Source organism: Enterococcus sp. 3H8_DIV0648 (assembly GCF_002140655.1).
Taxonomy (GTDB): domain Bacteria; phylum Bacillota; class Bacilli; order Lactobacillales; family Enterococcaceae; genus Enterococcus_A; species Enterococcus_A hulanensis.
In genome coordinates this window covers 946,317-950,293 of sequence record NZ_NGLG01000001.1, presented here as the reverse complement: position 1 = coordinate 950,293, position 3,977 = coordinate 946,317, and the positions used below count along the sequence as shown (strand labels likewise).

The following is a 3,977-nucleotide window of genomic DNA, read 5'->3' as shown; positions in this document are numbered from 1 at the left end:
ATATTAATTACAATACGAATGAAAACAAAGGGACTCTATTGTTTAATCGCTTCGTACAAACATTCCCTAAGACCAATTTTTCCTTCGCCTTTATCGGCTTTCATAAGTATGTGAGTTTGAAAAAGCAAGAAGGTCTTACTGCTTATGGAATCTCTGGAAATATGCTGTATGCATTAAGCAAGCAAAAGTCGTACAAGTACAATCTTTACCAATGCAAAGAAATCAGCGGCAAAAAGAAACTAAATGGGATTCGATTAGCTTTGGTTTTTGATGCTGAAATTGTTAATATCAATCTAGGCTTTGCAGACGGCAACTTAGTTTTAGCTGCTTTGAAACAAGCAGGAAAAAAATAAGCAAGACGATTTAGTTGAAGAATAGAAAAACTAGCGTTATAATTCCTGTCTCTTATACACATCTAGATGTGTATAAGAGACAGGTTCTTAGTGGGATATGGCCAAACTGGTAAGGCGCCTGACTCTGAATCAGGTAAGTGCAGGTTCGAGCCCTGCTATCCCAATAGAAAAGGCTGCTGCTTCGAATTGAAGCAGCAGCCTTTTTTGTTATTTACGATTTTACAACCATCACGTTACAATTCGCATGATTTACTACATACGCTGTCGTTGAGCCAATCAAAGCTTGCTCTACTGCACCTCTGCCGGTTGCGCCAAGCATAATGAGATCGACTTGCTGTTCTAGCGCGTAATCAATAATTTTGCGTTTAGGATTTCCTGAATCGATTTTTGTTTCATAGTCAAATTTACTGACATTTGAATTGGCGATTAATTGTTCTAATTCAATTTCTGCATTATTCAGATGGAATTTTAATGCATCGTTGATGAATGCCGGATCGCCGATTGAAAATTTATAATCGACAACAGTCAGGATAAAAAGTTTCGCTTCGTTCCGTTCTGCGACATTTAGTGCTTCGTTAAATGCATCTGTTGAAGCCGGCGAGCCATCTACGGCAACGAGTATTTTTTTGTAACTTTCTTTCATTGAAAACGCCTCCCTTATATCCATTATAACGCAACTGTCTCTTTCTATAAAATTAAAGCCATCTCTCATTATTAGAAATTATTTCAAGTTATTTACCTAAGAAAAATAATTTTTTTAGTTTTTACCAAAATGTTTTTATGATAAAATAAATTGAGCAACAACTTCCCCGCCAACTGGTATGCTTTTACCGTTGGAATTGTTGCTCTTTTTTATATCTCCTATCCTCTTGTTTTTTTATTAGTTTTGGTCTAATATAATTAGAACAAAATGAGAGGGTGAGTATATGGATAATCGCTTGACACAAACTTCTAGTTTTTCTGATGGTGTCAGAGCCTGCCTGCCTACGATTATGGGGTATTTAGGAATCGGTATTGCAATGGGAATCGTTGGTAAATCTGCCCACCTTGCGATTTGGCAAATATTTTTGATGTCAACAATGGTGTATGCGGGCAGTGCCCAATTTATTTTATGCGGCTTATTGCTTTTGAGTGCACCAATTCTTTCTATTATATTTACGGTTTTTCTTGTTAATTTACGCCATCTCTTGATGAGTCTTTCTGTAGCCCATTATTTCAAGGAGGATTCTTTATTAAACGGGATAGCCATTGGGACATTGCTGACAGACGAATCGTACGGTGTCTTGATGTCAACATTGGCCCAGGAGAAAAAAGTAACCACTAATTGGATGCACGGCTTAAATATCACCGCCTATCTGGTATGGATTCTTTCGACTGTGCTTGGTGCTTTATTAGGTAATTTCATTCCTGATCCAACTATATTTGGTTTTGATTTTGCTTTGACGGCGATGTTTCTTGGGTTGTTTCTTTTTCAAGTACAGTTACCTTTGAAAAAACAACGTACCAAAACGGTGAAGATTTTAGCGGTTACGGCAATCAGTTTATTTGTATTGATGCGTTTTACTTCCGCAGAACTTTCGGTTATTTTAGCGACTTTATTAGGTTGTCTGACGGGGGTGCTTAGTAAAGATGAGTAACTATTATTATTTAGTGATTCTTTTTGGCTGCGCCGTGGTGACTTGGGTCCCTCGCGTATTACCATTTATCTTAACAAAAGCTATTACGTTGCCGCCGACTTTCGAAAAATTTTTGAGTTATTTGCCAATGACGATTTTAACCGCTTTATTGCTGCAAAGTTTGTTGAACTTTCAAACAGGCCATTTCCCAACAGTGCGTTTTCCAGAGATTTTTGCTTGTATTCCAGCTTTGATCGTCGGCATTCGCACAAACGACCTGATGAAAATCGTTTTAACAGGTGTTCTTGGAATCGCTCTCTTACGGCTGCTTTAAATTACACCTGTTATAGAGCTTATTTCTGGTTTTACTTGCATCGCTGATGTAATATATAACAAAACAATAGAAAAAGGAGTAACTCTCATGAAAAAGATCGCTGGATATTTCTTTCAAAAGCCTTTAGTGTTAGAGGAAAAAAAATCTTTCGAAATCCATCTTCCAACGGACACTTTGTATGATGGGAACGAACCTATTTTGGAATCAGATCAACGGATTCTATCTGAAATAGGAAAAAAGTATGAATGCCCACTAGATAGTCTTCATAGTTTTTTTGTTATTTCAGAAATCTCTGATGTCGGCTAAAAAAAGCTCTCGATGAAATTTTTCATCGAGAGCCTTTTTTTATTATTGTCCGTACCAACCGGTTCCTTCATTGCGCCAACCTTGTTTAATTAGGTTGTTGCGCTCGCTTTGCAGCAAGGTGTAGTGATGGGCACCAGATTTTGCGTTTGGATTGTACAACCGGTAAAGTGGTTTGCTACCACCAGAGTACCAGCTAACGCCTTCATAACGCCAACCGACTTTTACTAAATTATTTTTTTCAGCAACATTTGGTGTATAGTGATGGTCTCCAGCATTAGGATTATAAAGTCGGTACACAGGTGTGCCGCTTTTTGGTGCCTGCCAACCGATTCCTTCATAACGCCAGCCGGCTTTTTTTACTTTGTCACGTTCAGCCGTGCTTGCAGTGTAAAAATGCTCTCCGCTGTTCGGATTGTACAAACGGTACATCGCATTGGTCTGAACAGGGGCTGGAGTTGATCCGCCGTTACTAGTAGTATCATATTGAGTAAGCTTGTACGTCTCAATAACACTGTTTAGTGTTGATCCATAAGTTGGTGCTGTTGCGTATCTTCCTGTTAAATAAGCCGTTGCATCTTTATATGATTTCGTGTTGCTCTTCCACGCGCCGGAATAATAGTAATTTCCTGATGAGAACGAAGTCTTTTTCAGTACTGTTACATTGTCACCTAATGATTCTTTGTAAGATGGATATTTTCTAAACTTCGCATCTACATAGTGCCAGCCTTCTTTTTGACTCCACTCCTGTGTTTTCATCGTAACTGATTGTCCGTTATACTCTCCCTTGATACCAAATAGATTGTAATTCGGCGCTTTTGAAAGCGTACTGCTTCCCCAGCCGCTCTCAACGATCGCTTGAGCGATCATTACTGAAGCGTACAAATCGTTGGCACTGGCTAATGACTTAGCCGATGGAGCGATTTGATTGATGAATGCCTGCTGTGTACTCACACTCGATCGTGCAGCTCTAAAAGCAGGCGGTTCAATCGTAAATTCTTCAAATGGAATTGGATGATGGAACTGCAGATTTCCAAGAGCGTCATACTCTACTTCATCTACCGCCATCGTCTCTTCAGCCTGCTCAGTCGAAGATGTGGTCGTCGTTTCAGCTTCTTTGTCAGCTTCTTCGGACGTATCTTGTGTTTTAGCTGATGTCTCAATAGAACTTGAAGATTCTACTATTGCAGAACTTTCTTGTGTACCCGTTGAATCAATTGTCTCTTCCCCATATGCAACAAGTGTTGAACTTCCTAAACTTCCCAACAACATTACGCTACATAGCAGTTTTTTATAATCCATGTCATCCCCCTCTAGCAACCATTAACTAATGGTTACATTTAACGCTTTTGGTCTTACCTCTCTCTATAT

General features: G+C 39.0%; 6 protein-coding genes and 1 tRNA gene. 5 read left to right on the top strand and 2 right to left on the bottom strand.

The window, feature by feature from the left end; translation table 11 throughout:
• The first annotated feature begins 2 nt into the window (after positions 1-2).
• Positions 3-353, top strand: a complete 351-nt coding sequence (locus A5875_RS04440) for a hypothetical protein (protein WP_254911844.1) — start codon at positions 3-5, stop codon at positions 351-353.
• Between the two features lie 91 nt (positions 354-444).
• Positions 445-517: transfer RNA gene (locus tag A5875_RS04435), tRNA-Gln, on the top strand.
• A gap of 47 nt (positions 518-564) precedes the next feature.
• Here A5875_RS04435 and A5875_RS04430 read toward each other — a convergent pair.
• Positions 565-996: a universal stress protein gene (locus A5875_RS04430; RefSeq protein WP_088932486.1), complete on the bottom strand. Its 432-nt coding sequence runs from the start codon at positions 994-996 to the stop codon at positions 565-567.
• A gap of 283 nt (positions 997-1,279) precedes the next feature.
• On the opposite strand from A5875_RS04430, the gene A5875_RS04425 reads away from it, so the two are divergent.
• The 3 genes from A5875_RS04425 (at position 1,280) to A5875_RS04415 (ending at position 2,609) form a co-directional block, all read left to right on the top strand.
• Complete coding sequence (locus A5875_RS04425; protein ID WP_088932485.1) at positions 1,280-1,990, top strand: AzlC family ABC transporter permease; 711 nt, start codon at positions 1,280-1,282, stop codon at positions 1,988-1,990.
• Positions 1,983-2,303: an AzlD domain-containing protein gene (locus A5875_RS04420; RefSeq protein ID WP_088932484.1), complete on the top strand. Its 321-nt coding sequence runs from the start codon at positions 1,983-1,985 to the stop codon at positions 2,301-2,303. The genes A5875_RS04425 and A5875_RS04420 overlap by 8 nt, the downstream gene beginning before the upstream one ends.
• Positions 2,304-2,390: 87 nt before the next feature.
• Positions 2,391-2,609, top strand: a complete 219-nt coding sequence (locus A5875_RS04415; RefSeq protein ID WP_088932483.1) for a hypothetical protein — start codon at positions 2,391-2,393, stop codon at positions 2,607-2,609.
• A gap of 42 nt (positions 2,610-2,651) precedes the next feature.
• Here the strand turns inward: A5875_RS04415 and A5875_RS04410 are convergent, their stop codons facing one another.
• Positions 2,652-3,908, bottom strand: coding sequence for a glycoside hydrolase family 73 protein (locus A5875_RS04410; protein WP_088932482.1), 1,257 nt, complete (start codon positions 3,906-3,908; stop codon positions 2,652-2,654).
• Between the last annotated feature and the right edge of the window lie 69 nt (positions 3,909-3,977).

Coding starts and splice junctions, on each gene's coding strand:
- A5875_RS04430 (WP_088932486.1), bottom strand. CDS start 996: ATGAAAGAAAGTTACAAAAAAATACTCGTTGCCGTAGATGGCTCGCCG.
- A5875_RS04425 (WP_088932485.1), top strand. CDS start 1,280: ATGGATAATCGCTTGACACAAACTTCTAGTTTTTCTGATGGTGTCAGA.
- A5875_RS04420 (WP_088932484.1), top strand. CDS start 1,983: ATGAGTAACTATTATTATTTAGTGATTCTTTTTGGCTGCGCCGTGGTG.
- A5875_RS04415 (WP_088932483.1), top strand. CDS start 2,391: ATGAAAAAGATCGCTGGATATTTCTTTCAAAAGCCTTTAGTGTTAGAG.
- A5875_RS04410 (WP_088932482.1), bottom strand. CDS start 3,908: ATGGATTATAAAAAACTGCTATGTAGCGTAATGTTGTTGGGAAGTTTA.